Origin of the sequence: Ensifer sp. ENS06, from assembly GCF_014852205.1 — a bacterium.
Lineage (GTDB): Bacteria > Pseudomonadota > Alphaproteobacteria > Rhizobiales > Rhizobiaceae > Ensifer > Ensifer adhaerens.
This window is the reverse complement of the sequence record NZ_JACVBC010000003.1, coordinates 241,449-265,419: the sequence shown is the minus strand read 5'-3', so window position 1 is coordinate 265,419 and position 23,971 is coordinate 241,449. Positions and strand designations below refer to the sequence as shown.

The window sequence follows — 23,971 nt, the reverse complement described above, 5'->3', positions numbered from 1 at the left end:
GAGGAACTGGCCACCGGCTCACTTGGTGAGCCGGTGGCTGCATCCGGACCCGCGTCCAAGCCAATGGAGTTTAAATGTTTGACCGTGTTGTGGAAATCTTCGACCACGCAGCAAAAGAAGGGCGCGTCGGGTTTTCACTTCAACACGTCAATGCCGTCGCCGATGTCGGCACCGTGCTCTATTCGGAGTGTCTGGGAAGGATCATCCGACCCGACGGCGAGGTCATGACCGCCAGCGAGTTCATACGCTATCTGGAGGCGGCCGGCCGCATTGCTGCGCTGGACAGGCACATGCTCACGCTCGCCTTCGACTGGTTGGCGCATCATCCAACCGGCGACCTCGGCTGCAACATCTCGGTCGAAAGCATCTGCGATGAACGTAACCGGACGCTGCTCCTGGATCTGCTGTCGACCCATCGGGGGCTGGCATCGCGCCTCGTGCTCGAACTCGCCGAAAGCCTGCCGATCTCAGCGCTCCCGACGGCCGGGTGTTTCGTTCGAAGCGTACGAGAGCTTGGATATCGGGTCGCCGTCGATGACTTCGGAACGGGATTTTCGACGCCGGAGGCACTTTTGTCCCTGCCCGTTGACATCGTGAAGATCGACGGCTTCTTCCTGCGGCTCGGACGTCCCGACGCGGAGCGGTTCCTTCTGCACATGGTGGGTCTGGCGTCCTGCGTCGCTCCCGTCGTTGTGGTCGAAGGTGTTGAAACTTATGCACAATTTGAGGCCGCGCAAGGCGCCGGGGCAACGCACGTGCAAGGGTTCCTGCTCTCCGAACCGACCCTCAGCCCGCTGTTTGGCGGCGAGTTGCGTCCAGCTCAAACCGCGATGCTCTGCTAGCGTCGCGCGCAATCATCCAAGCGCACTGCACTCCCTCCCCTTATGCTTTTCTGATCTTCCCATCCCATCTTCCCAGGCGAAATCCTATGCCGATCCGCGCGATAGAAGCAGCGGGCGGCAATGTGCCTGTAGGTCGTTTTGCCTCAGGCATGCTGCCATGCTGGTGCCGCTTTTGGATGGCTTGAGACGTGCCGCGCCGCAACACCCGGTGCCGCAGCATTCACCTTTCCTGTGATCGGCCGGATTTGCGTTGGCGGCAACCCACCCGGCTTCGGACGCGAAAGCAACAGAACAGCGCAGACGCTTGCCAGTACCGGCATGTCCGGTTCCGAAGGCGTCACAGACGAGCAAGACTATGAAATTCACAAACGGGTTCAAACTCTCCTCCAGAGCCAGCCGCCGTCTGCCGACGGAATATTTCATGCTGGTGGATGTCGCGTTCGAGGGCGACGTTATCGGCTCTCTGGGCAGTTGTCCGATACGGGAATCCGTGCGCGACGGAGAGGGCCTTGTCTATCGTTTCGTCGGCGTGGCACCGCGCCTGGTGAGCGGCGGCTTTGATGTACTGGCACTTCGCACGGGCGAGTGGATCGTCAAGCCGGGCCTGGTTTACGCGGCTGATCCCAAGGTAGCGCAAACACGTGACACAGACCGCGCTGCCTAGGAAGTATGCAGCGCTTCTTCGGCAGTAACGACATCCGTTGCCCCCGCCACCGGCTTCGTCGGCGCAGCTTTCGCCAGCTTTGCGCCGGCCCTGCAATGCCCCTGTAATCTTGGCCCTTTAGCTCCCGGTCAGCCGTCGCATCGCTCCGGATCGCAGTCGTTCCGGACGGGCGGCACGTCAACGACAACTGCTGGCTTCGCGCGTCCCGTGGACGACTGGCGCTGCAGGAAAACCGGGATCCGTCATGCTCTCCATTAAGGGGTTTTGCACCCTCGCCTGCTTCGCCGCCACCGCCGCCCTGCTGGCCGGCTGTGCATCCGATACGATGAAGACCTATATCGGCCAGCCGGTCGAATCCGTCATCATCGACTATGGTCCGCCCACCAATGTTCTCGATCTCGGCTGGAACGAGCGCGCCTATCAATGGCGCAAGATCTCAACGAATGTCGTCTCCGGCACATCCAGCGGCGAAATCAGGGACACCCGGCGCGGAATGCGCTACGAGGAGTATTCGACGCCGGGCTATGTCGAGGAACAGGAGTGCTTCTATAGCTTCTACGCCCGGATGCAGCACGGCCGCTGGTACATCACCAACTTCCGCCAGCCGAAGCTGGAATGCGAGTGACGCCTCGGGCAGTCGACGTGACGGATCAGCGACCCGCATAGATGCGGGCACAGAAGGGAAAGTGGCATGCGCATCTTGCTGCTGGAAGACGAGCCGGAGATGGCCTCGGCCCTCAAGGCTGCCCTGGCGCGGCGCCAGGTGATCGTCGATCATGTCTCGACGCTCGCCGACGCCGAGGCCGTTGCCGAACTCTGGCCCTATGACGTGGTCGTGCTTGACCGCCGGGTGCCGGATGGCGAGGGGCTGGATCTTATCCCGAAGCTCAGAAGCCTTGGCGTCGAGGCGCCGATCCTGATGCTGACGGCATTGGGATCGATCAACGACCGGGTCAGCGGGCTCGATGCCGGTGCCGACGATTATCTTTCCAAGCCTTTTGCCGTCGAGGAACTGATGGCGCGGCTGCGCGCGCTTGCGCGCCGTCCGGTCACGCTCAAATCGGAGCAGACCAAGGTCGGGCGGCTCATCTACGACTTCCGCCACCGGGAGGCCGCCGTCGACGACAAGCCTCTCGACCTCCTGCGCCGGGAACGGCTTGCGCTCGAAGCGCTGATGCGGCGGCCCGGCCGAACCGTGCTCAGGGCGACGCTGGAAGAATCGGTCTACGCCATGGAAGACGAGATCGAATCCAACGCGCTCGACTCCCATCTTTCGCGCCTGCGCCGCAAGCTAGACGACGTCGGCGCCGGCGTCGAAATCCGGGCGATCCGCAATCTCGGCTATCTCCTGCGCGCGACGACATGATCAAGGTTCGTCCGCGCTCGCTGCAATGGGTCCTCGTCCGTCGGCTGATCCTCCTGCAGGCGGCCACGTTGTTCGTCTTCATCGGCCTGCTTTTCCTGGGCGTGTTCATCGCCCAGCCACGGTTGCTCGTCGACAACGAAGCCGCCTTGGATGTGCTCGACCGCGCCGTCGGTCGCGACGCGAACGGCGTGCTGGCCGTGCACGAGACCGAGGACCTGCGCGAGCTTCGCCAGTCCTATCCCAATCTCTGGTACATCGTCCGCGACGCCGCCGGCCAGGTCGTGCGCTACGGAAACGTCCCTGCCCCCTATGAAGAAGCCGGCGGCGACCTGCTGCAACGGGTGGAGGGGGCGAAATTGCTTTTCGAAGAAGGCGGCACGCTTCCGGACGCTGTCCTCCACAATGTCGAGACCGAAGCCGGCCGGGTCCAGATCCTCGCCGCGACCGTTTCCTCCCGCCGCGACAATGAGCCGTTGGACGTGCAGATCAGCATCAATGTCGATATGGCGCGCGACCTCGACGGCAGGACGGCGTGGATGGAGGTCATGCCGACGCTCGTGCTTGTTGTGCTCTGCTTCCTTTTGCCGATCGTCTTGGTCATGGGCGTCTCCACTCTGCTGACGACGCCGGCCGTCGTGCGCCGTTCGCTCGCGAGCCTCGTCTCGACCGCCGACCAGGCAGGGCGCATCGACATCGACAACCGCGCCGTGCAGCTCGAAACCGAGGAAGTGCCGACCGAAATCGCCCCTTTGGTGCGGGCCTTCAACCGGGCCCTGGCGCGACTGGGAGAGGGATACGACCAGCGCAACCGCTTCCTGACCGATGCGGCCCATGAATTGCGCACCCCGATCGCGATCCTGCGGACCCGCGCCGAGCTTCTGCAGGAAGACCCCGAAACCACCCGCCTGAGGCTCGATATCGAGCGCCTGTCGCATCTCGCCCAGCAGCTTCTCGACCGGCAAGTCCTCGAACATGCCGGCGGCCCGCTCGAGGTGGTCGACCTCGTTTCTCTCGGGAGGGTCATGGCAGCGGACTTCGCACCGCTTGCGTTCGAAGCCGGCTACGAGCTGGCATTCGAAGCCGAAGCGCCGGGCGCCCTGGTCAGCGCGCGGCCGCGGCAGATCGAGCAGGCTGTCGCCAACCTTCTGCGCAACGCCATCGAACATGGCGGCGGTGCCGGCACGATCACCGTTCTGGTCGATGCCGCCGGCGGGCTCGAAATCCACGACGAAGGCCCCGGCATTCCGGTAGAGGAGCGCGATCGCGTCTTCGAACCTTTCTATCGCTTGCGTCCGCGCTCCACCGGCGCCGGGCTGGGGCTCAATCTCGCGCGTGAGATCGCCCGGCTCCACGGCGGCCGTATCGACATTCTCACCGGTCCATGGCGTGGCACGCGGGTGCGCCTGCACTTGCCGCTGATCGACGGAAGCCGGCCTGCGGCCGCGCCGGCACGCCCGATCGTCTGACAGAAGCGGCGGCATGTCGCCCCAGATTTCTCAAAAGCTTTTCAGGTTGCCCCTTATCAAGGCGGTGCCGATGCTCCACATTTGCTGCGATACATCGTTCGGCTTACGCGGCTTCACCCGCTTGAGCGCCATGGAGAACAGCAATGCAGACCCCATCTGAGGCCCCCTCGCCTTCACCCGAGGATGGCAGCTTTCCGGCTCGACGCCAAGGCGTGCTCGACTGGCTGATCATCGAAACGCGCAACGAGCGCTTCATCGACAATATCCTTGTCGAGTTGGGCGAACGGCTGCAGGGCGCCGGTATTCCGGTTGCGCGCGCCACGTTGCACTTCCGCATCAACCATCCGCAATGGCTCGGCGCTCGCATCCTGTGGCGCAAGGGGCTGGCCGAGGGCGAAATCGATCTCTACGACTATGGCACCCAGAACACCGCTCTCTACCTCAACAGCCCGCTCTACGTGATCAATAACGGTGGCACCGAGGTTCGAACCAACCTCGAGGACTTGACGGAAGAGCAGGAACAGAGCTCGCTCTATGTTGACCTCAGGGCCGAGGGCCTGACCGAATACATCGCCTGGCCGCTTGAGCACACGCTCGGCAAACGCCACATCGTCACCTTTGCCAGCGACCGGAAGGGCGGCTTCGAAGACGAACATCTGGCCTTTCTCGCGAAGATCGTGCCGGCGCTGGCGCTGGTTAGTGAAATCAGGCTGAAGAACCGTTTCGTCCGAACGCTGCTCGAAACCTATGTCGGCCCGCACGCGAGCGAACAGATCCTTGCCGGCGCCACCACACGGGGCAGCGGCGTCACCGTCGGTGCCGCCATCCTGATCTGCGACCTGCGCAATTTCACAAAGCTTTCCGATCTCTGGCCGCGCGACGACGTGATCGAACTGCTGAACGCCTATTTCGACGCCATGTCGGAACCGATCGAGCGCCATGGCGGCGAGATCCTCAAATTCATGGGTGACGGGCTGCTGGCAATCTTTCCGCTAAGCAACCCCGACGCCGCGGAGAATCTGCTCCAGGCGATCCGGGAGGCGGAGGCAGCCATCGCCGTCCTGAACCAGGACAACCTCTCGAAAGGTCGCGAGCCGCTCGGCTACGGCATCGGCGTGCATGTCGGCGACGTGATGTATGGCAATATCGGCTCGCGCCGCCGGCTCGACTTCACCGTCATCGGCCCCGCCGTCAACATCGCCTCAAGGCTTGAGAGCCTGACCAAGGAAACCAAACGCCCGGTGCTGTTGTCGCGCGCCTTCGTCGAGCTGGCCGGCTGCGCCTCGAGCATGGAGCATCTCGGCGCCTACCCGGTCAGGGGCATCGGTGAACCCATCGAGGTCTTCGCTTTTTCCGGCAACGAACCGGCACCGAAGCTGCGCCTCGCCGCAGGATAATCGGCGCGGAACCGCCGATCGAGGGCCTGCTTCATCGGTTGCCCGCGGACAACCGATCCTTCGACTAGCCGATGGGGCTGGGCGCGAACTGCGCAACGAGTTCGTGGCGGTCGCCGGGATAGGTGAGCCGCACATGCGTGACCGGCGCCCGTCCGCTCCAGGTCCGCCGCTCGATGACGAGGCAGGCTGTGCCGGTGGCGATATCGAGCGCCTGCGCTGCCGATTTGCTGGCCGCCACGGCACGAATGCGGTGTTCGGCCGTGCTCCACGGTACCTTGCCGAGCAGCCACGAACCGGGCGCCGCGGTCTCGAATGCTTCCTCTTCGGCCTCCGGAACCGCAGAAAGGCTGATCAACCGCTCCTCGAAGCAAAAGGGACGCGAGCCGGCAAAATGCCGGCACGTTACATCCAGCAGCTTGCCCGAGCTCGGGAGATCCAGGCGTTCACGATCCCGGCCTTCGACCTTGCGCACTTTTCGCTCATCCACGCGGAAGCTGTAATCGAGCCCCAGCGACTGGACTTCGAGTTTAACGTCGTGGATCTCCATGACGGCGGACTGGACCTGCGGAAAGGTAACGTAGCTTCCCGACTTGCGCCGCCGCTCGATCAGCCCGCGTTTGACGAGTTCGGTTAGGGCCTTGTTCACCGTCATGCGCGAGCAGTCGTATTGCTCGGTCAGTTCGTGCTCGAACGGGATGCGGTGTCCGGGTGGCCACTCCCCGGAAAGAATGCGCCCTTCGACGTCACCGAGGATGCGCTGGTGCAGCGATAGCACCTGCCCCTGATTGTCGGCCGCATCGCCAGGCGGGTCACTTGAAACGGATCGATCTTGCTTGGTGTCCATGACAGCGAACTTAATCAATTCGCCGCCGCGAAACAGCCCTTCCCTCGCCGATTTGCGCTTTTCCACGGCGGCTGAAACGGCTCTCGCCGTTGACAGCTGTCAACGCTTGGGCGGCGCAGTTCGGCGCCACGCCTCACTCCTCAGTAAAGGAGGTGCCACGGCGTCAGGAACGCGCGCGCCCATTCCTGATTACGATCGGACTCTTCGCACGCCGCCTTGTCGAGCGTCGTCGAGGCGACATCCACTTCCGCCTGCCGCTTTGCCTTCATCGCCTTCGGCAAAGGCGGGGGCGGCTCAAGATAGCCAAGGGTCATTCCACCGAGATAGAACATCAGGAAGCTCCATGCATCCAATCGCCAACTTAACACAATCCTGACACAATCAGACCTGCTGTCAATAGTCTATTAAATCTATGCTCTAATTGGAGATGCGCGAACGTGCCCGAAGGGAAGTTGTCCGCGGACAACTCGACCGCTTCACAAGCTCGCTTTCCACCGCAAGGGCAGCACCTCCGCCAAAACGCTATGCATTTGTAAAACCGCGCCGAATCGGAGCATAGTGCATCTGCGCATATTGTCCGGATATGACGATTTTTGCGCAGTTTTCGGGGATATCAATGTTGCAGCAAAAAATTCAAAGCCAGGACGCACAGGAGCATCTGCCGACGCTTCTGGCTGCCGACGCTTTGGAACTTGCCCATCAGCTGCAGCAGCACCAAAAGAAAATCTTTCCCCCGCAAGCGCAAAAGCAGATGCGTCTCTTCAGCCCTGCCGAAGCGGCAGCCTTCATCGGAATCGGCGAAGGCTATCTGAGGCAGGTGGCCTCAGAGGGCCACGGCCCAGCGCCCTTGTCAAACGGTCGGCGCATGTATGCCGTTTCCGACATCGAACGCATTCGCCGCGTTCTCGACGATGGCGGCAAGTCGGGCAAATATGTCCCGCACCGGCGCGGCGATGAAAAGCTGCAGGTCCTGTCTGTGATGAACTTCAAGGGCGGGTCGGCTAAGACGACGACCTCAGCCCACCTCGCCCAATATCTGGCACTTCGCGGCTACCGCACGCTCGCGATCGATCTCGATCCGCAGGCTTCGCTTTCCGCCCTCTTCGGCCATCAACCGGAGTTGGATGTCGGAGAAGGCGAGACGCTTTACGGCGCGATCCGCTATGACGCCCCGCGGTCGATCGCCGATATCGTGCGGTCAACCTACACCGCCAATCTGCATCTCATTCCCGGCAATCTCGAACTCATGGAATTCGAGCACGAAACGCCGAAGGCGATGATGACGGGCGGGGCTGCAGAAACCCTTTTCTTCGCCCGCATCGGCGATGTGCTCGCCGATATCGAGAGCTTCTACGACATCGTCGTCATCGATTGCCCCCCGCAGCTCGGCTTCCTCACCATGTCGGCGCTCTGTGCCGCAACGTCCGTCCTGATCACCGTGCATCCGCAGATGCTCGACGTCATGTCGATGTCGCAGTTCCTGTCGATGACGAGTGAGTTGATGAGCGTCGTCGAAAAAGCCGGTGGCCGCACCAGCTATGACTGGATGCGCTATCTCGGAACACGGTTTGAGCCGAACGACGGCCCTCAAAGCCAGATGACCGGTTTCATGCGCGCCATTTTCGGCAATCGCATGCTGCAGAACGCCATGGTGAAGTCGACAGCTATCTCCGACGCCGGCGTAACGAAGCAAACGCTTTATGAAGTCGAGCGCTCGCAGTTTGTCCGCGGCACCTACGACCGCGCAATGGACTCTCTCAACCTCGTCAATGGCGAGATCGAGGACCTGGTCCGCAAGGTCTGGGGGAGGAAGTAATCCATGGCCCGTAAGAACCTGATCGGGATATCGGAGGAACGCGTCGACGATGCCAACGGCGCACCGGGCAACGACCGCCCGATCGCCGGGCTGATGGCCGGTGCCCGCCCCCCGACTGCTGTCGGTGGCATCACCCGGTCGCTGTCGAACATCACGCAGAAGGTCGAACGCGCCCAGGAGCTCGAGCGGCAACTTGCCGAAGGGCAAGCGGTCGTCGAACTCGATCCGGCGCTCATCGACGCATCCTTCATCGTCGATCGCCTCGGGATTGCGGCCGACGCGCAACTGAGCCTCGCTGAACAGATGCGAGAGCACGGACAACAGGTGCCCATCCTGGTCCGGCCGCATCCAACCATCGAGGGGCGATACCAGGTCGCCTACGGCCATCGCCGCCTGGCTGCTGCCCGCGACATCGGTAGCAGTGTTCGTGCGGTCGTTCGCAATCTCAATGACGAGCAATTGGTCGTCTCGCAGGGACAGGAAAACAACACCCGTTCCGACCTCTCCTTCATCGAGCGCTCGCTCTTTGGCAGCCGCCTTGAGGATCGCGGGTTTTCGCGTGAGATCATCATGTCGGCGCTGGGTGTCGACAAAGCCGCCCTGTCGAAGATGATTTCTGTTGTTCGCCGGCTACCGATTGCGCTGGTCGAGGCCATCGGACCGGCACCATCGATCGGACGGCGCCGTTGGTTTGAACTCGCTGAGCTTCTCGCACAAGATGGCAAGCCGGAGGCCGCAGCCGCCTTCACGCAAAGCCGAGAATTCCAGAAGGCCGGCAGCGATCAGCGTTTCGACGCCTTGTGCACTTTCTTAAGCGCCTCCAGGGCGCGTGCCCGGCCTATCCCATGGCTGGCGCCAGACAACACAACCCCGGTGCGTATCCGTGAAACGGACGTCGAGACGACGCTTGCCTTCAACAGCAAGACGGCACCAGGCTTTGCAGATTTCGTGAGGCAGAGGCTCAAATCTCTGTACCTCGAATATCAAGAGGAAACAGGAGACTAACTGAGCAAAAGAAAAAGGCTTCCGAACGACTAGCGCTGCGGAAACCCTTCTCTCGTGTAGCAACTAGAGAATCCCATTTCCGCGAATCGGTGTCAAGAGTTTTCAACGTCGTTTCGGCGAACGGATTTCTTTTGCCTTGGAAAAGGTGAAGAAGAATGGATCGTGGGATTGTCACGACGCCCTTCGGGCGGCGGTCGATGACGCTTGGGATGTTGGCATACCAACTTTCCAGCGCTCCGGCCGTCGACGACGGGAGCGTCGACAAGTGGAAATTGTTTCGAACGGTGTGTGCCGCCAAGACAAGCCTTGGGGTTTCCGACCGTTCGCTTGCGGTGCTGAACGCACTGCTGTCCTTTTACCCAAAGAGCGAACTCGACCCGGCCGCCGGCCTCGTCGTGTTTCCGTCGAATGCGCAGCTTTCGCTCCGTACGCACGGCATGGCCGAGACGACGCTGAGGCGGCATCTGACGGCGCTTGTCGAGGCTGGGCTCATCCTCAGGCGCGACAGTCCCAATGGCAAGCGTTACGCCCGACGTGACCGCAAGGGCGCGATCGGCCAGGCCTTTGGCTTCGATCTCGCACCGATGCTTGCACGGGCGTCCGAGTTCGCAGCGGAAGCGGCACGGCTGGAAGCGGATCGTCGCTACCTGCAGGTGATGCGCGAACGTCTGAGCCTTTGCCGGCGCGACGTCGTCAAGTTCGTCGAGCTCCTGCGCCAGTCCGATGTCCTCCAAGCGGAAGAAGCGGAAACGCAGTGCCAGGCGGTCTACACGGCACTGTCGCGCAAGCCGCTGATCACCGAAGTGGAGCGCGCCCTCGCCGTTTTGTCGGCACTCCGCGACAATCTGACTAATTACCTGGAAAACTTGCTGAAAACGCAGAATACGGCTGCCAATGAACGCCAGTATGAGCGGCACATACAGAGTTCAGAATCCGATTATCAATCTGAATCTGAAAACGCTTGTGAAAGACCTGAAGCGGCATTTTCGGATCTGGCTGGCACCAAGACGTCATGCACTGCGGATGATGATACCGTTGCAGGCAGTGCAAAGTCGCCCGGCCTTTCTCGCCTTCACGATCATATCGGCGCGCTGCCGGTGGTGCTGAAAGCCTGCCCGCAGATCCGTGACTATGGACCAGCGGGGCGAATTGGTAACTGGCGGGACATGTTCCTAGCCGCAACCGTTGTCAGGACGATGCTCGGCGTCAGCCCGGAGGCCTACGACGAGGCGTGCACGGTGCTTGGTCCCGAAACGACGGCAACGGTACTCGCCTGCCTTCTTGAACGGTCCGAGCACATTCATTCGGCCGGGGGCTATCTGCGGGACCTGACGCGCCGCGCGAGAAACCAGACATTCACCGTGTCGGCGATGCTGTCGGCGCGCTTGCGAGCCCAAGCCGGAGTGGTCGCCGTGAGCGGATGAACAGCGACAGGGGGCATGAGCGTCTCCTCTCGCGGAAACGCTTTGGCTTGTCTGTGACGTTGAAATGCGGGACACTGTAAGTGCAGGGATTCGTTGACATCTCTACGTTATTCTTACGTCTGAGATTGTTTTCAGACTCTGGCCACCCATCAGAAAACATTGCTGTTTCTCCTTCTTTTGGAAAGGAAGGAGCGGTTCAGTTCCGTTGCGCGGACTCAGCGTACAAGACTTCGAATTTCTCGATCTCGAGCCGAATGATTGAGCGTCCTCCCTTGTTAGAGCCCGTTCTAGCGGCAGAATCCGTTCAGGTGGCGAACTCGCGGGCTGTTGCCAGCTGGCAACAGGTTACTGGTTTAAAGCCGAGCGCCCTCCCCCCAAAAAGCTGGGTCGCGAAAGGGTAAACTAAAGCGACAAAGCACCAAGCATAGTTGGATCTCACTGCCGCGTGATTGCGAACACGGCATGGCTGGGGGAAACAGCGAGTATGGTACTCAACTCACTGACCGGGTTTGGCGTTGATAGACGAGACATCAACACGGTTGACAGCTGTCAACACATTGGCGTGCGCCGAGACACATGCAAGTCCTGTTTGAATAGAAATATTCGCCGTCGTCGTTTGCGAAATCAGGTGGCGCAGCTTGCCGGTCTTCAAGCGGTGGAGAAAGCGTCTCCTGCCTGTGGGGGAAGTGATTCTCGTGCTACGTTCCACATCCGCAGGAACCGTTTATTCTCAAAATGCGATACCAGTCTCCCGATCCCTACCATCCAACGCTGATCCCGCTGATGATTTCGGCGGAAGACGCCTTGGCGCGGCTCGATGAGCGCACGAACCGTCATGTCGTCGAAGACGGGTACCGCGAGCGCGGGCATTTCTTCGATGCGACTGCAGCACTTTGGGTGGCCGGCGAACTCGTTCATGTCGAGGATCTTGTGCTGCACGATGCGCACATGGACGCCCGAGCGCCGACCCACGAGTTGACCATCGCCCATTCGGTCCTGAAAGTCCGCCGCCGCATCTGGCTCGGCGAGCCTGGTTGGGCCCTTTCTGCCCAGGGGCTTGCAACACTCAGCGGCGAACAAAGCCCGGCCCCGGAGCTCCATATCCCTTCACTTGCGCCGGCCGAAACACGTCAGGCGGCGGGTGTCGATCGTGAGCCGGAGCGTGGCGAGCCGGAGGACGACGGCGACAGCAATCCGATGGCGGCCGAATTCGCGGCCATCGACGCCGCCATCGCTCGCTCGCAACGCCTGCTCGATGCGCATGACCAGGACACGCTGGAAGTCGCAGAACGGACGGCGTTAGCGACAGCCCGCGAGCCGATGGGACAGCTCGGCCTGCTCTTCGACGAAGAGTGGGATGAGGAAGCGCGTCTTGACGAATGGCGCCAGATGGTGGCAGCGGCAGATCAGCTGCCGCCCTGTCTTGGAGCCGCCTTGCTCTTCGATGCCTGGGAGCGGAGGGAGCCTCTGCGCCGTCAGCATTGGCTGGGGTCATTGTTGGTCGGTGCTTACCTGCGCTCCAGAGGCAAGGTCACCTCGCACCTGCTGTCGTTCAACACCGGGCTAAAGACCATCCGCTATGAGCGACGGAGGTCCAAGGACGCACTGACCCGCTGGAGCGCCTTTCTGGAGGCGATGACGGTGACGGCGGATCTCGGTCTCAAGGAACTCGACCGGCTGTCGCTTGCGAAGACCCAGATGGAAATGCGCATTCGCGATCGTCGTTCCAACAGCAGTCTGCCGGCCTTGATCGACCTGGTTCTGTCGCGGCCGATCGTATCGGCAGCTTTGGTCGCCAAGCATGTCGGGGTGACGCCGCGCGGCGCGCTGAACCTCGTTCGCGAGCTTGGCATCCGCGAGATGACCGGCCGCGGGCGTTACCGCGGCTGGGGCGTGCTTTGAACCGGCGGCAGCGCGGAAAGCTTGCCGCCGGGCCGTATCGGCGTCAGCCCATCGTGATCACGATCAACAGAACGAAGATCACCGGCACCAGCGTCAATGCCGGAATGATGATCGCCGGGTAACCGAAGGCGACGATGGCGAGCAGCCAGAGCAGCGCGCAGTTGATCAGAAACAGCACCTTGGCCGTCTGTGAACCTTGCACGGCCTCCTTGAGCATCCAGCCGAACACCGGCACGTGGTAGACAAGTCTCGCAATCATGGTTTTTCCTTCGCGTGGGTGGCCGCATTGGGGGGACAGGCGGCGCGGGTTTTATTCAAGGGCGTGTCGTCTCGCCGGTCTGTTGTCGGGTGAAGCCTGCGGTCGCTTCGAGGCGTTCGGGATCGAGGACACGCATTGTCTTCGGGTGGCTGAAGTCGATCAGGCCCTCGCGCTTGAAACGGTTGAGACAGCGGCTGACCGTTTCGACGGTAAGGCCAAGCCAATCCGCAAGGTCGGCGCGGGTGAGATGGAGATGAAAGCTCAACCGGGCAGCGCCGTTACGGCCGGTCCGATTGAACAGGCGCGATAGTTCCACCAGCGCACTGGCGACTTTCTCGCTGGCGGTCTTGCGACCAAGCAGCGTGGCATGGATCTGCATGCGGTGCAGCGTCGTCTTCAACTCGCTGGCGACGGCCGGATTGGTGGCGTTGAGATCCGCGTCACCCAGAGGCTCGATGCGCGCGATACTCAGCGTTTCGGCGGTGGCGATGTTGCGGCCGTCGATAGTGAAGCCGAAGAGCCGGCCCGGTCCGAGCACGTCGGTGATCTGGCGGCGACCGTCGTCGAGAAGTTGCGAAAGCACGACGCAGCCGTCAACGACACGGTAGAGCGCGCGGTTGCGTCCGCCCTCATAGAGCAGGGTCAGGTTTTCGCCGACGACACGACTACGCGAGGCCGGGCGAGGCGGCCTTATCGAGGACGCGCGAGGGGGAGCCGCTGGCGCGGCAGTGGTGATCAGGGTTTCTGGCATGAAAAACGTCCGCATGACCGACGCAAGGAGGCGTGATGCCCCGATGCCGACCGGCGTCGAAGGAGGATGTTGACAGCTGTCAACGGAGGTCAAAGCCGGATGACGACCTGTGGCGGGCCTCGCGGACGGGCATTGGGCGCGTGAACTTGTGGCATCGGTCGAACTGCCGCAACCCGGATCGCAGGTATGCGGCTTGCCTCCAGGCGCTCGCTGAAAGAACCGTCCGGCGGCGTCAGCAGCACCCAGAAGAACCGACAGGCGCTGCAAACATGTTTATGGCCGGGCTGGTCTTTGCCGTCTTCACCCAAACCGGTCTGGCAAAAATCGGGCAGGGACCCGTCGGGCAGGGCATAGAGCGCCAGTTCGGCCGCCGGCAGGCGAGTGGCCAGGGCAGGGCCGAGATGGGCAAAACCAAGCAGGAACAGCGCCGCGGCGCAAAGCATGCGCACGGCATTGTTCCATCTGGTCTTCTCGCGACGTGTCATCGCCCCGGCTCGTTCCTGTTTCGATGGGGCAGAGATAGGCGACCGGCTTGATAAAGCTCAATGTGGCAAACCGCGCAGGGGCAGAATGCCGCAGCCAGAAGAACGCCGCGCCTCCGATTGGGGCGCGGCGATTAACCTATTGAATTATATTGTTATTGTTGCGAAACTGGCGAGCAGGGATCAATCCTCCTCGACAAAAACCTCGTGGCGCTTGGCCTTCACACTCGGCAGGAACACGACGACGAGCACCAGGGCTGCGATCAGAAGCAGGATGGCGCTGATCGGTCGAGTGACGAATGTCGTCGGGTCTCCGCGCGATAGGATCATGGCGCGGCGGAGGTTTTCTTCGAGCAGCGGTCCGAGCACGAAGCCGAGCAGCAGCGGAGCGGGTTCGCAGCGCAGCTTCAACAGCAGGTAGCCGACGAGGCCGAAGAAGGCGACGGCATAGAGGTCGTAGACATTGGAGTTGACGCTGTAGACCCCGATCGAGCAGAACGCCATGATGATCGGGAAGAGCACGTAATAGGGGATCTTGAGCAGCTTCACCCAGAGCCCGATCAACGGCAGATTCAGGACCACGAGCATCAGATTGCCGATCCACATCGAGGCGATGATGCCCCAGAAGAGGGCGGGCTGTTCGGTTGCGACGTTCGGACCAGGCACGATGCCCTGGATGATCATCGCGCCGATCATCAGCGCCATCACCGGGTTGGCGGGAATGCCGAGGGTGAGCAGCGGAATGAACGAGGTCTGCGCGCCCGCATTGTTGGCGCTTTCCGGACCGGCGACGCCGGCAATCGCACCGTGGCCGAACTCTTCGGGGTGGTCCGAGACTCGTTTCTCCACGGTGTAGGAAGCGAAGGCCGCAAGGATTGCGCCGCCACCGGGCAGAATGCCGAGCGCCGAACCGATGATGGTGCCGCGCACGACCGGCGCGAACATGCGCTTGAAGTCGTCCCTGGTCGGCATCAGGTCGGTGACCTTGGCCATCAGCACCTCGCGGGTGCGTTCGTTTTCAAGGTTGCGCAGGATCTCGGCGATGCCGAAGACACCGACGGCGAGCGCTACGAAGTTCAGGCCGTCGGCATATTCCCGGATGCCAAGGGTAAAGCGCGGCGTGCCGGAATAGATATCGGTGCCGACGAGGCCGAGCAGGAGGCCGAGGGCGACCATGGCCAGCGCCTTGACGATCGACCCGTGCGCGAGTGCGATCGAGGAGACGAGGCCGACGATCATCAACGAGAAGTACTCGGCAGCGCCGAACTTCAGGGCGATTTCGGTCAAGGGCGGTGCGAAGACCGCGACGAGGAAGGTCGAGACGGTGCCGGCAAAGAATGAGCCGAGGGCAGCGATCGCCAGGGCGGCGCCGGCCCGACCCTTGCGGGCCATCTGGTAGCCGTCGATCGCGGTGACGGCTGACGACGATTCGCCCGGCATGTTGATGAGGATCGCCGTGGTCGAGCCGCCATACTGCGCGCCGTAATAGATGCCGGCGAGCATGATCAGCGAGGAGACCGGCTCGAGCTGGAAGGTGATCGGCAAGAGCATGGCGATGGTTGCCGTTGCGCCGATGCCCGGAAGGACCCCGATCAGGGTGCCGAGAAGCACGCCGATGAGGCAGAAGAGCAGGTTGGCGGGGGAACCGGCGGTCACAAAGCCGAGCGCGAGATTGTTGAAAAGATCCATTGCGCGTCTCCTAGAATTGGACCCAGGGGCCGAAGCGCTGGAAGGGCAGGCCGAGACCATAGCTGAACACGGCGACGGAGAAGGCCGTCAGCGCTGCGGAGAGCGCCAAAGCCATGAGCGGCGTCATGCGGCCGGAGGCAAAGCAGGCGATGAGTGCCGTGAAGAACAGTGCCGGGACGAAGCCGAGACCGCGGACCGTGAGGCCGAAGAAAACCGGCGCCGGCAAAATGAAGAGCATGCCACGCAGCGCAATCGCGCCGATCGGCTCCCCCTGGACGCGGGTGGACTGTACGAGGATCACGATGCCGAGGAGCGTCAGGATGATCGCGAGCACGAGGGGGAAATAGCCGGGTCCCATGCGGAAGGCCGTGCCGAGCTCGAGGTTGAAGGCCTGCCAGGCGAAGAACAGGCCGACCGCGGTCAGGATCCCGCCGCAGAGCGCATTGGTGCTATCGAAGGAGAGTGATTTCATCGTGTCCCCATTTGTTTTCGCGGGGTAGCCGGGCCGAGGCGTCGTCGGCCCCCCGCATTGGCATTGCCGGCTCGCGCCGGGTTCGCACATTGGGCAACGTCGCGTTGACAGCTGTCAACCGCTGTTGACGGCGCCTGTCCGGACACCGTCGGGAACATGCCCATGTCAGAACCGCCGCGCCCCGAGATGGCTCGAGAGCGCGGCGCGATGAGCGGTGGATTAGTCGGCGTACTGGCCGGCCGCTTCGATCACCGGCTTCCAGCGGGCGATCTCGCCTTCGAGCTTGGTCTTCAGCGCGGCGGGGGTGGCGTCGGCGTCCGAAGACGGCTCGGTGCCGAGTTCGCCGAAGCGGGCAACCACGTTCGGATCCTTGAGCGCCACCTGCAGCGACTTCGACAGGCGTTCGGTCACTTCAGCCGGCGTACCCTTCGGCGCGTAGACGCCGTGCCAGATGCCAACCTGCAGGTTCGGCAGACCGCCTTCGGTGGTCGTCGGCAAGTCCGGGAAGACCTTGAGGCGTTCGGGCGAGGTGACGGCGTAAGCCTTGATCGTGCCGCCCTGAATCTGCTTGGTGGTGTTGGTCGTCTGGTCGCACATGATGTCGACCTGACCGCCGAGGAGATCGGTCATCGCCGGACCGGTGCCCTTGTAGGGAACGGTGGTCAGCGGCGTTTCGATGGCGCTCATGAACATCATGCCGCAGAGGTGCGAGGCGGCGCCGATGCCGGCATTGGCGACGGTGACCGTGTCCTTGTTCGCCTTCACATATTCGACGAGACCCTTGAGGTCGGTCGGCTCGAGGTCCTTGCGCGCGACGATGGTCATCGGCACTTCGGTGACGAGGCCGACATATTCGAAGGCGTTCAGCGTGTCATAGGCGAGTTTGCGGTAGAGCGTCGCGCTGGTTGCCATGCCGATGTGATGGAGCAGCACGGTGTAGCCGTCCGGATCGGCCTGGGCGACGCGACCGGCGCCAAGCGTACCGCCGGCGCCGCCGACGTTCTCGACGATGATCTGCTGGCCGAGGTCCTTCGACATGGATTCAGCAACCAGGCGCGCAACCGTGTCCGTCGGGCCACCGGCGGAGAAGGGCACGACCATGGTGATCGAACGTTCGGGGTAGGTCTGTGCGTTGGCGGAAACGGCAAAAATGGAAAGGGCGGCAACGGCGCCGAGCAATGCGTTGAGGGTTTTCATCTTCTTCCTCCCGGATGAAATATGGCCAGCCGGCAAGGTTTCCTCCCACGCCGGTGCTGGATGCCCCCATTTGCGGACGCAATCTTAGCACAGACAACGGGCTGTCCGCACGATCCGACGCATTTGTCAGGAGCCTGGATCGGCTTTGGGTGGATTCGGAAACATGGCGGTGCTCGCGTGGGTGGATTTCCACCCATCGCGCGTTTGGCTGCGCGCCGCGGGAAGGGCCTAGAGGCCGGTGCGCCGCTTCAGATCGGCGATTTCGTCGGCGGTGAGGTTACGCGCAGCACCCTTCGGCAAATCACCGAGAGCGATCGTCCCGATCGAAACCCGCAGCAGCCGCAGCACTTCGAAGCCGAGCGCATCGAGCATGCGGCGAATCTGGCGGTTTCGACCCTCTTCGAGTTCCACCTCGATCCACATGTTGCGGCCGCCCACCCTTAGGCGTTCGGCCCTGGCGGCCCGCAACATCTCGCCGCCTTCGTCGATGCCGGCGACCATTTGCGCAAGCTGCGCGTCGTCGATCTGCCCGGTCAGTTGCACGTGATAGACCTTGCCGACATGGGTTTCCGGATCGAGCAGCCGCTGCGCAAGCACCGTGTCGTTGGTGAACAGCAGAAGGCCCTCGCTCGCCTTGTCGAGGCGTCCGACCGGCGACAGATGGGTGGAGTCGATGTTCTTCAGGCAGTCGAAGACCGTCGGCCGGCCCTCCGGGTCATGCCTGGTCGTCACCAGCCCGCGCGGCTTGTTCAGCATCAGGTAGACCTTCTCTTCGGCAAGCACGGCCTTACCGTCAACGGCGAGACGGTCCTTGTCGACATCGACCCATGCGGTGAGGTCAGTTGCCTTGCGCCCGTTGATGCTGACGCGGCCTTCAAGCACCAGTTTCTCGGCCTGCGTGCGCGAGCAGTAACCAAGCTTGGAAAGGGCGCGGGCGACCGTCACGCGTTTTCCCGTATCGGCCGTGGGGCGGCGGCCGGTATCTCGGGCGGCTGTCGGTCGCTTCTGTTTCACGTTCTGGTCTTCCGGTTGCTGGTCATCTTGTGCAGCATGGTCCCGCTTGCGAGCATCGCCGGCGGCGCGATCTCGACATCAGCCGATCTTGCTATAGTCGATCCGCCGGGCGAGCCAGCAGCCGATCGTCAGCCCCGTCACCTTGCCTTCTGCGTCACGCGAAACGACTACGGTCCAGTCTCCCGGTGCCGGCGCGTCCATCGAGCGTTTGCAGCGCAGCAGCCAGACATCTTCGGCGAGCGGCCGCAGGGCGTGCATGACGCCTCTGCCAAGCGAACCGTCGAAACCACCATAGAAGACACCGTTGGTGGAGACGATGTCGAGATGGGCGTCGAGTTCTGCCGCATGGTAGCGGCCGGCGATATCAGGCTTGGCGGCGCCAGAGATGCGCGCGGCGTGAACCGTCAGGTTCTCACGCGGGCGCTCCATGTGCAGCGAGGCGCCTTCCACGCGAAGGGTAACGGCCGCTGACTGCGCGCTGCCATCCGGACCGACCGCAAGCGTCTCGGCACCCGTGGCGAAGTTCAGCGCGACGCGGGATTTGCCGATGCGCCTGGTGACGAGTGCGAGGCCCGTTTCCGGATCCAGATAGCTGCCGGTGCCGTCGGCATCCCAGGTGCCCGTCGCTGGCTCGGTGTCGCTGTGGCCAAGGGCGACCTTCATCAGTGCGGTCGCCGCCGCATGGGCGTCGGCTTCATGGTTGAACATCACCACGACCGAAAGGCGCTCAGCGGGCGCGTAGAGCCTGCGGCTGCGGAAGCCGCGCAGCGCGCCGCCATGGCCGGTGATGGCGACGTCGCCGATCTTTTCATGCGCAAGGCCGAACCCATAATGGGCCGGGCGGCCATCGGCATAGGTCTGCGGTACGGACAGGCGGCGATAGAGACTGTTTTCGTCATTCCGCGTCCGGTCGATGAAGCATTCCCAGGCGAGCATATCGTCGAGCGAAGCGGAAACACCGGCGTCGCCCGCCCAGTAGATGTTGTTGACCGCCTCGAAATAGCCAGCCGTCTCATTGCCCTCGTGGCCGACGATACCGTCGGGGGGCAGGCTCGTATCGGCGGTGAGGGCAGCGGTCTGCATGTCGGCCGGGCCGAACACGGAACGCCGATAGAGCTCGGCCATCGAGCGCCCGGTATGCGCTTCGATGAGGTCGGCGAGAATGCGGAAATTGCCGTTCGAATAGGAGTAGCGCGTGCCCGGCTCGAAATGGGTCGACCGCGCGGAGGAGAGCAGGGGCCGTGCGTCCTCGCGGCGGAAGGCGCCGTCGTGCCTGGCGCCTTGCAGCACAGTCAGCGCCCAGTAGTCGCGCAGCCCCGACTGGTTGTGACAGAGATGGGCCACGGTCGGGCGCTTGCCTTCAAGCAGAGGCAGGTAGGCGTCGAGCGCGCGGTCGAGCTTTGCCGGTTCGCCGACGGCGTCCAGAAGCACGGCGCAGGTCATCTGCTTGGTGATCGAGCAGATCGGTACGCGGGTTGTTGCCGTCATCGGCCTGCGGGCGGTCAGGTCGGCATAGCCCCAGCTGTGGCTGAGGATCACCTGACCATCCCGGACTACACCGGCGACGCCGCCGGGACCGGGATAGTGTTGGGGCAGGGCTTTTAGGGCGCGTTCGAGAGCGGAGAGTTCGGAAGTGGTCATGGCGCTGAAGGATCGGTCCGACGAAGGGCAGGGCGGTGTCTGCCTTCGTTCGTACCGTCCCCTCCCGGCACTTGCAATGCCGCGCCGACAGCTCTCCTCAGCCGGCGCCTGCCTGGGCGTGATAGAGGCGGCTGTAGGCGCCCTTGGCGGCCAGCAGCGTTGCATGCGGTCCCTGTTCGCGAATGCCGCTACCGTCGACCACGACGATGCGGTCGGCATCGCGGATCGTTGCCAGCCGGTGCGCGATGATCAGCGTCGTGCGCCCCTTGGAAAGCTCGGCGAGCGACTGCTGGATTGCTCTCTCGGTTTCCGTGTCGAGCGCCGAGGTGGCCTCGTCGAGAATGAGGATCGCCGGGTTTTTCAGGAACATGCGGGCGATCGCCAATCGCTGTTTCTGTCCGCCGGAAAGCTTGACGCCGCGTTCGCCGATCACCGTGTCCATGCCGTCGGGCAGGGCCGCGATCATGCCGTCGAGCCGGGCGCGCCGCGCCGCTTCCAGGATGTCGGCTTCGTTTGCTCCGAGCCGGCCATAGGCGATGTTGTCGCGAATGGTGCCGGCAAAAAGGAAGACATCCTGCTGCACGATGCCGATCTGGCCGCGCAGCGACGACAAGGTGATGTCGCGGATATCTGTGCCGTCGACAGTGATTGCGCCTTCCATCACTTCGTAGAAGCGCGGCAGAAGCGAGCAGATCGTCGTCTTGCCGGCGCCCGACGGGCCGACGAAGGCGATCGTCTCGCCGGCGCGGATCGTGAGGTCGATATTCTGGATGATCGGCTTTTCGGCGCTGTAGCCGAAGGAGACGTTGCTGTAGGTGATGTCGCCCTTGAGATCAGCGACGTCGGTCGCACCGGGACGATCCTCGATATCGGGCTCGGTTTCCATCAGTTCGAGGAAGCGCTTGAAGCCGGCGATGCCCTTCGGATAGGTCTCGATCACCGAATTGATCTTCTCGACCGGCCGGAAGAAGACGCCGACCAGAAGCAGGAAGCTGACGAAGCCGCCATTGGTCAGCTCGCCCGTCAACACGAAGTAGCAGCCGGTAATCATCACGATCAGCTGCGTCAGCCGCATGCTCATGTAGCTCAGCGACGTGCTGGCCGCCATGATACGGTAGGCCTCAAGCTTGGTGCGGCGATAGTTCTGGTTGTCGGTCTCGAACAGGCTGCGCTCATGGGCCTCGTTGGCGAAGGCCTGGACCACGCGCATGCCACCGACATTCTCCTCGATACGGGCGTTGAAGTCTCCGATCCGGCCGTAGAGATTGCGAAAATTCCGGGTCATGCGCCCGCCGTAGCGGCTGGTTACCCAGGCGGTCAGTGGCACGACGGCGGCGGTAATCAGCGCCAGCTGCCAATGCACCATCAGCATCAGGATCAGCGCACCGATGAAGGTCATGACGGCAATGAACAGATCCTCCGGACCGTGATGCGCGACCTCGCCGATTTCTTCCAGATCCTTGGTGAGGCGGCCGACGAGATGGCCGGTCTTCTGGTTGTCGAAGAACGAGAAAGAGAGCTTCTGCAGATGATCGAAGGCCATGCGCCGCATGTCCGTCTCGATATTGATGCCGAGCATGTGGCCCCAATAGGTGACGGTTGCCATCAGGCCGGTGTTGAGCAGGTAGACGATCAGCAGCCCCACGGAGGACAGCAGGATCAGTGTCCATTCCTGGCTCGGCAAGAGCTGGTCGACGAACAGCTTCACCGCAATCGGGAAGCCGAGTTCGAGCAGGCCTGATAGTACGGCGCAGGAAAAGTCGAGAATGAACAGGCCGCGATAGGGGCGGTAGAACGCGAAGAAACGCTTCAGCATGCACGTGCACTCACTGGGGGCGGGGGCGCCATGGGCGCTGATAGAAAGATGATTTTTAATGTCATGTTTTTGGATCGAAACCAACCCAGAAAAGCGTGAAAGCGTGTCGGCCACGTGACGCGACCGATGTCTCGTGCACCTGCGAGACGCAATCGGTTCACTTCGGCACCGGTGGGAAGGAAACGTTAACCATAGGCTTCGTAGAAATGGAATCAGCAGAGCAAATCGCCTTCGGTTGGGGACACCGGAAGCGGAGCCATTGCTCGATATCACTACGCGTAGGGCGTCTTTGTGCGTTCGCGTCAACGCACGAAGTCCAGGGGGCAAACGAGACGATGGCAAGCAATCAATCAGTGGAAGCCACGGAAACCAACACCATTGTTCCGTTTCCGGTGGTCAGGAGATTGCATGCCATTCGCAGTGCTGCCGCCGAGCTTGAAGATCTGCACGGTGCCGAAGCGCTGCAATTCTGGCGCCGCCGCTGCCGCGCTCTAGCGGATGAGCTCTTTGCCTGCGGATGTTCAGAAGACGAAGTGCGCCATCAGGTTCTGGTTTTTCAGGACGAGGTGCAGATCGAGCTGCAGCATCGCCACCTCTCGCGTCTTTCTGCAGGCGCGATGAGCCAGTAGCCGCTGCGTCTCAGGCCACCGGCAATTCCGGATCCCAGGTAAACAGCTCCTTGGCCCTCGCGATGCCGCGCAGCGCAAAGCGGCCGAGCGAGACTGCGTGGACCCGTTCATCCGGCGGGCAGGCTTCGACGAAATCAGACGACATGATCATGTGGCGCTCGACGGAACGGCACATCGAGGAAATGCGGCTCACCTCATTGACCGCCGGGCCGACCACGGTGAAATCGAGGCGGGTCTGGCTGCCGATATTGCCATAGAAAACTTCGCCGATATGGAGCCCGAGATAGACCTCGGTGGTCGGCTTGCCTTCGGCCTGCCGGCGGGTGTCGAGTTCCGCAAGCATGCGGCGCAGCTGCCGTTCGGCGGCGATTGCGTTGGCGCAGGCGGTCCCCGGATCGTCGGCATTGAAGATCGCCAGAACACCGTCGCCGATCAGCTTCAGCACGCTGCCGCCATGGTCGTGAATGGCGGTGATCACGGTTCCTGAATAATCGTTGAGAAGCGGGATGATCTCGTCGGGTGCTGCGGTGTCGGAGATGCGCGTATAGCCGCGCAGGTCGGAAAACCACATGACCGTTTCGATGCGTTCGGCCGAACCGCGGGCAATGCTGCCTTTGACGACGCGCTGGCCGGCATCGGCGCCGAGATAAACGTCCGCAAGCGTGCTGATGATCCGCACGCATGAGCCTGCCTTCACCGCCAGCGCAAGCGTTGGCAGCAGGATACGGAGTGCTGCGATGTCATCGTCGCTGAAGCCACCGTCGTTCCGCGTCGTCCAATAGGAATAGAAACAGTCCATCTCGCCGACGCGGCCCTGGTCGGTGAAGTGGTGGATCATGCTGACGCAGTCGGTGTGGCCTTCGTCTTTCAGCTTGTCCAATATGTTGTAGGTGGTGCCCTCGTCGGAGGAAAGCCGGATGCGGCGCTCCGCGGTTCGGTCGCAAAGCATGTGGTAGAAGATCGAATTCTGCCAGTTCAGCAGCGCCTCGCCCGTGGTCGTCGAGCCGTATTGGATGACCTCCGGCGTGATCTCGCTTTCGTCGTTCCACTGGAACGCGCGCCCCTCGAATTCGGGATGCAACGTGTCGATCAACCCGAGCGCGCGGGCAAGGTCGAGACCGGCTGCCCGACATTGCTCGCAGAAGCCGGCAAACAGCTCCGGCTCGTCCAGTCCCTTCAGGCCCTGTTCTGAAAGCCAGAGCACGATATCGCGTAGCTGTTGGTCGTTCATGGCGCATCCCGCTCGGCCGAGGTCGACTGCCTGATGATGTGGTGCATCATCCATAGCCGAACCA

General features: G+C 62.5%; 23 protein-coding genes. 11 read left to right on the top strand and 12 right to left on the bottom strand.

The annotated features are described in order from the left end of the window. Positions 1-74: 74 nt before the first annotated feature. From IB279_RS14795 to IB279_RS14770, 6 genes are all read left to right on the top strand, one after another. Complete coding sequence (locus IB279_RS14795) at positions 75-842, top strand: EAL domain-containing protein (RefSeq protein WP_089042932.1); 768 nt, start codon at positions 75-77, stop codon at positions 840-842. Positions 843-1,197: 355 nt separating this feature from the next. Next, on the top strand, positions 1,198-1,506 hold the full coding sequence (locus IB279_RS14790) for a hypothetical protein (protein WP_051659110.1): 309 nt from the start codon (positions 1,198-1,200) through the stop codon (positions 1,504-1,506). A 244-nt stretch (positions 1,507-1,750) separates the two neighbouring features. Beyond that, entirely contained in the window at positions 1,751-2,131 is a 381-nt protein-coding gene (locus tag IB279_RS14785) for a hypothetical protein (RefSeq protein WP_060517777.1), read from the top strand. A 66-nt stretch (positions 2,132-2,197) separates the two neighbouring features. Continuing rightward, positions 2,198-2,872 carry a response regulator transcription factor gene (locus tag IB279_RS14780; RefSeq protein WP_034787757.1) on the top strand — a complete coding sequence of 225 codons (675 nt, stop codon included), beginning with the start codon at positions 2,198-2,200 and terminating at the stop codon, positions 2,870-2,872. Further along, complete coding sequence (locus IB279_RS14775; protein WP_090296593.1) at positions 2,869-4,338, top strand: HAMP domain-containing sensor histidine kinase; 1,470 nt, start codon at positions 2,869-2,871, stop codon at positions 4,336-4,338. The genes IB279_RS14780 and IB279_RS14775 overlap by 4 nt, the downstream gene beginning before the upstream one ends. A gap of 143 nt (positions 4,339-4,481) precedes the next feature. After that, positions 4,482-5,735, top strand: a complete 1,254-nt coding sequence (locus tag IB279_RS14770) for an adenylate/guanylate cyclase domain-containing protein (protein ID WP_089042934.1) — start codon at positions 4,482-4,484, stop codon at positions 5,733-5,735. Between the two features lie 64 nt (positions 5,736-5,799). Here IB279_RS14770 and hutC read toward each other — a convergent pair whose 3' ends face one another. Then, positions 5,800-6,579 carry a histidine utilization repressor gene (gene hutC, locus IB279_RS14765; RefSeq protein WP_192339378.1) on the bottom strand — a complete coding sequence of 260 codons (780 nt, stop codon included), beginning with the start codon at positions 6,577-6,579 and terminating at the stop codon, positions 5,800-5,802. A gap of 140 nt (positions 6,580-6,719) precedes the next feature. Next, on the bottom strand, positions 6,720-6,911 hold the full coding sequence (locus IB279_RS14760) for a hypothetical protein (protein WP_087510694.1): 192 nt from the start codon (positions 6,909-6,911) through the stop codon (positions 6,720-6,722). A gap of 287 nt (positions 6,912-7,198) precedes the next feature. On the opposite strand from IB279_RS14760, the gene repA reads away from it, so the two are divergent. From repA to IB279_RS14740, 4 genes are all read left to right on the top strand, one after another. Further along, a complete protein-coding gene (repA, locus tag IB279_RS14755; protein WP_034787965.1) occupies positions 7,199-8,395 on the top strand; it encodes a plasmid partitioning protein RepA in 1,197 nt (398 codons plus the stop codon). 3 nt (positions 8,396-8,398) lie between these two features. After that, positions 8,399-9,400: a plasmid partitioning protein RepB gene (gene repB, locus IB279_RS14750; RefSeq protein WP_034787738.1), complete on the top strand. Its 1,002-nt coding sequence runs from the start codon at positions 8,399-8,401 to the stop codon at positions 9,398-9,400. Between the two features lie 155 nt (positions 9,401-9,555). Beyond that, positions 9,556-10,824, top strand: coding sequence for a plasmid replication protein RepC (gene repC, locus IB279_RS14745; protein WP_090296596.1), 1,269 nt, complete (start codon positions 9,556-9,558; stop codon positions 10,822-10,824). A 735-nt stretch (positions 10,825-11,559) separates the two neighbouring features. After that, a complete protein-coding gene (locus IB279_RS14740) occupies positions 11,560-12,726 on the top strand; it encodes an RHE_PE00001 family protein (RefSeq protein ID WP_090296598.1) in 1,167 nt (388 codons plus the stop codon). Positions 12,727-12,769: 43 nt separating this feature from the next. On the opposite strand, the gene IB279_RS14735 is transcribed toward IB279_RS14740, so the two are convergent. The 9 genes from IB279_RS14735 to IB279_RS14695 form a co-directional block, all read right to left on the bottom strand. Then, positions 12,770-12,985, bottom strand: a complete 216-nt coding sequence (locus IB279_RS14735) for a hypothetical protein (RefSeq protein ID WP_034787730.1) — start codon at positions 12,983-12,985, stop codon at positions 12,770-12,772. A 55-nt stretch (positions 12,986-13,040) separates the two neighbouring features. Continuing rightward, the gene (locus IB279_RS14730) at positions 13,041-13,736 is read right to left on the bottom strand and encodes a helix-turn-helix domain-containing protein (RefSeq protein WP_159415707.1); all 696 of its coding nucleotides are present in this window, start codon (positions 13,734-13,736) and stop codon (positions 13,041-13,043) included. 89 nt (positions 13,737-13,825) lie between these two features. Next, on the bottom strand, positions 13,826-14,221 hold the full coding sequence (locus IB279_RS14725) for a hypothetical protein (RefSeq protein WP_113189117.1): 396 nt from the start codon (positions 14,219-14,221) through the stop codon (positions 13,826-13,828). Between the two features lie 180 nt (positions 14,222-14,401). Further along, a complete protein-coding gene (locus IB279_RS14720; RefSeq protein ID WP_113189116.1) occupies positions 14,402-15,907 on the bottom strand; it encodes a tripartite tricarboxylate transporter permease in 1,506 nt (501 codons plus the stop codon). A 10-nt stretch (positions 15,908-15,917) separates the two neighbouring features. Then, positions 15,918-16,379: a tripartite tricarboxylate transporter TctB family protein gene (locus tag IB279_RS14715; RefSeq protein ID WP_034787711.1), complete on the bottom strand. Its 462-nt coding sequence runs from the start codon at positions 16,377-16,379 to the stop codon at positions 15,918-15,920. Between the two features lie 219 nt (positions 16,380-16,598). Beyond that, complete coding sequence (locus IB279_RS14710; RefSeq protein ID WP_034787709.1) at positions 16,599-17,576, bottom strand: tripartite tricarboxylate transporter substrate-binding protein; 978 nt, start codon at positions 17,574-17,576, stop codon at positions 16,599-16,601. 228 nt (positions 17,577-17,804) lie between these two features. Further along, complete coding sequence (locus tag IB279_RS14705) at positions 17,805-18,590, bottom strand: pseudouridine synthase (RefSeq protein WP_090426128.1); 786 nt, start codon at positions 18,588-18,590, stop codon at positions 17,805-17,807. A 78-nt stretch (positions 18,591-18,668) separates the two neighbouring features. After that, positions 18,669-20,231, bottom strand: coding sequence for a D-aminopeptidase (locus IB279_RS14700; protein WP_113189114.1), 1,563 nt, complete (start codon positions 20,229-20,231; stop codon positions 18,669-18,671). 97 nt (positions 20,232-20,328) lie between these two features. Then, positions 20,329-22,047, bottom strand: a complete 1,719-nt coding sequence (locus tag IB279_RS14695) for an ABC transporter ATP-binding protein (RefSeq protein WP_034787702.1) — start codon at positions 22,045-22,047, stop codon at positions 20,329-20,331. 335 nt (positions 22,048-22,382) lie between these two features. On the opposite strand from IB279_RS14695, the gene IB279_RS14690 reads away from it, so the two are divergent. Next, positions 22,383-22,676: a DUF6074 family protein gene (locus tag IB279_RS14690; RefSeq protein ID WP_034787698.1), complete on the top strand. Its 294-nt coding sequence runs from the start codon at positions 22,383-22,385 to the stop codon at positions 22,674-22,676. A 10-nt stretch (positions 22,677-22,686) separates the two neighbouring features. Here IB279_RS14690 and IB279_RS14685 read toward each other — a convergent pair whose 3' ends face one another. Further along, the gene (locus IB279_RS14685; protein WP_034787961.1) at positions 22,687-23,907 is read right to left on the bottom strand and encodes an adenylate/guanylate cyclase domain-containing protein; all 1,221 of its coding nucleotides are present in this window, start codon (positions 23,905-23,907) and stop codon (positions 22,687-22,689) included. Between the last annotated feature and the right edge of the window lie 64 nt (positions 23,908-23,971).